This is a genomic window from Streptomonospora sediminis (assembly GCF_054778995.1).
Map to the genome: position 1 here is coordinate 1 of NZ_BAAGYZ010000121.1, position 2486 is coordinate 2486.

A 2486-nucleotide genomic window follows, 5' to 3' on the forward strand; every position below is an offset into this window, starting at 1 on the left:
GCCGCGGCGCCGCCGCGGCGGCCGACCGCTGGCGGGCGCTGCCGGCACTGGTGCGGTTCACCGTGGCCGCTGCGGCCGCGTTCGCCGCGGTGGTGGCCCTGACGTTTGCCACCGGGCCCACCGGCGACTTGCACATCGGCAGCGTGGGCTACCACCTGCTGGCGATCGCGGGCCTGCAACTACTCATCGGCTGCAGCGGACAGATCTCGCTGGGCCACGGCGCGTTCATGTTCATCGGCGCCTACACCATGGCGCTGCTCGTCCAGCACCAGCCGGCGCTGCCGCTGTGGCTGAACATGCTGATCACCGTGCTGGTCGGCTGCGCAGCCGGTGTGCTGGTGGGCGCGGCCACGGCGCGGCTGCACGGGCCCTACCTGGCCGGCGCCACCCTGGCGCTGGCGGTGGGGCTGCCCGCGGTGGCGGTGCGCTTCCCCGAACTGCTCGGCGGCAGCAACGGGCTGACCGTGGCCACCCGCGGCGCACCCGCCGCGCTGACCGGGGTGGTGACCGGCAGCCAGTGGCAGGCGGCGGCGGTGTGGTTCACGGCGCTGACCGGGCTGGTGGTACTGGCGGTGATCAGCGCGGGGCGCCTGGGCCGCCGGATGCGCGCGCTGCGCGACGACGAGGCGGCCGCGGGCCTGGCCGGGGTTCCGGTGGGCCGCACCAAGGTCGCCGCGTTCGTGATCAGCGCGGCCTGCGGCGCCCTGGCCGGCGCCTGCCAGGCCTACCTGCTGGGCACCGCCACCCCGTCGTCCTTCACCGTGACACTGTCGCTGAGCCTGCTGGCCGCCCTGGTATTGGGCGGTACGGGCAGCATGTGGGGCGCCTTCTTCGGCGCGGTCGCCCTGGTCTACGTGGAGCTGTGGGGCGAGGAACTCGCCCGCGCCCTGTCGCTGGACACGGATGTCGCCAACAACCTGCCGATCGTGTTCTTCGGCGTGCTGCTGATCGTGGTCGTCCTGTGCCGGCCGCAGGGTCTGTACGGGATGGCCCGCAGCCTCGCCGCACCGGCCGGCCGCGGGCGCCGGCCGGCCGACCCCGCACCCCCGCCCGCGCCCACCACCCCCCGATCCACCGCCCCGGGGGTAGAAACATGAGACCACCCATGGCCTCCGCCGCCGCCCTGCTGGCCGCGGTCCTGCTGGCGACCTCCTGCGGAGGTGCCGGCGAGGTCCAGGACGGCGCAGCAGCCGACCTGGACGTCTCCACCGGCGTCACCGACGACAGCATCAAGATCGGCTCGCACCAACCGCTGACCGGCCCGGCCGCGCCCGGATACAGCCAGATCTCCATCGGTGCCCGCGCCGTCTTCGACCACATCAACGACAACGGCGGTATCCACGGCCGCGAGATCGACTACGTGGTCAAGGACGACACCTACGACCCTGCGCGCACCATCGAGGTCACCCGCGACCTGGTGCACGATGAGGAGATATTCGCGATGATGGGCGGGCTGGGCACGCCGACCCACTCCAAGGTCATCGACTTCCTCAACAAGGAGGGCGTGCCCGACCTGTTCGTCTCCTCGGGCGCACTGATGTGGAACCAGCCCGGCAAGTACCCGCTGAGCTTCGGCTACCAGGTGGACTACACCAAGGAGGCCAAGATCCAGGGGCGCTACATCGCCGAGAACATGCCCGACGCCAAGGTGGGCTACCTGCACCAGAACGACGACGTGGGCACCGACTCCGAGGCCGGCCTGGAGCAGTACGTGGCCGAGCAGCGGGTGGCGGTGGAGTCCTACGACCCCGGCAACACCGATATCGGCCCGCAGATCTCCGCACTTGAAGAGGCCGGCGCCGACGTCGTGGTCTGCTCGTGCATCCCCTCCTTCACCGCGATGGCGATCCTGGAGTCGCAGCGCATCGGCTACGACCCGCAGTTCGTCGTGAGCACCATCGGCGCCGACACGGCGACGCTGACGGGGCTGCTGTCGGAGTTCGCCGCCCAGGCCGGCGGCGCGGAGGTGCCGGCCGAGGAGCTGCTGGACGGGATGATCTACACCGGCTACCTGCCCGCGGTCACCCAGCAGGACGACCCCTGGATCCGGCTGTACTCCCAGATCTACGACGACTACGCCGAGGGCGACGCGCCGATGACCAACACCACCGTCTACGGGATGGTGCAGGCCACGATGCTGGGCCGGGCGCTGGTGTCGGCGGGCCCGGACCTGACCCGCCAGGGCCTGCTCGATGCGGTGCACGGCCAGGAGTGGGCGGGGCCGGGGCTGGTGCCCTTCGCATCCACCGCGGACGACCGCGGCGGCTTCGCGGGGGCCACGGTGCAGCGGTTCCGAGCGGGTGAGGAACCCGAGATCCTGCAGGAGGCCATGGTCACCGACCGCGACGGCGGCGAGATCACCGCTGCCGATGTCGAGCGTCCCTCACCCGACGAGGTCGCCTTCTACGGCGAGTGAGCCGACCGCGGCCGCACCGGCCGCTGGGCCCGGCGCCCGGTCCGCGCGGACCGGGCGCCGGCGTGCGCCG

General features: G+C 72.4%; 2 protein-coding genes. Both read left to right on the plus strand.

Annotation, left to right across the window (positions count from 1 at the left end; genetic code table 11):
* Positions 1 to 1097 (plus strand): branched-chain amino acid ABC transporter permease (locus ACYVD5_RS23735; protein ID WP_461003348.1); only part of this gene is annotated, 1097 nt, incomplete at its 5' end.
* Positions 1094 to 2416 carry an ABC transporter substrate-binding protein gene (locus tag ACYVD5_RS23740; protein ID WP_461003349.1) on the plus strand — a complete coding sequence of 441 codons (1323 nt, stop codon included), beginning with the start codon at positions 1094 to 1096 and terminating at the stop codon, positions 2414 to 2416. The genes ACYVD5_RS23735 and ACYVD5_RS23740, both read left to right, overlap by 4 nt.
* Positions 2417 to 2486: the final 70 nt, after the last annotated feature.

Coding starts and splice junctions, on each gene's coding strand:
- ACYVD5_RS23740 (WP_461003349.1), top strand. CDS start 1,094: ATGAGACCACCCATGGCCTCCGCCGCCGCCCTGCTGGCCGCGGTCCTG.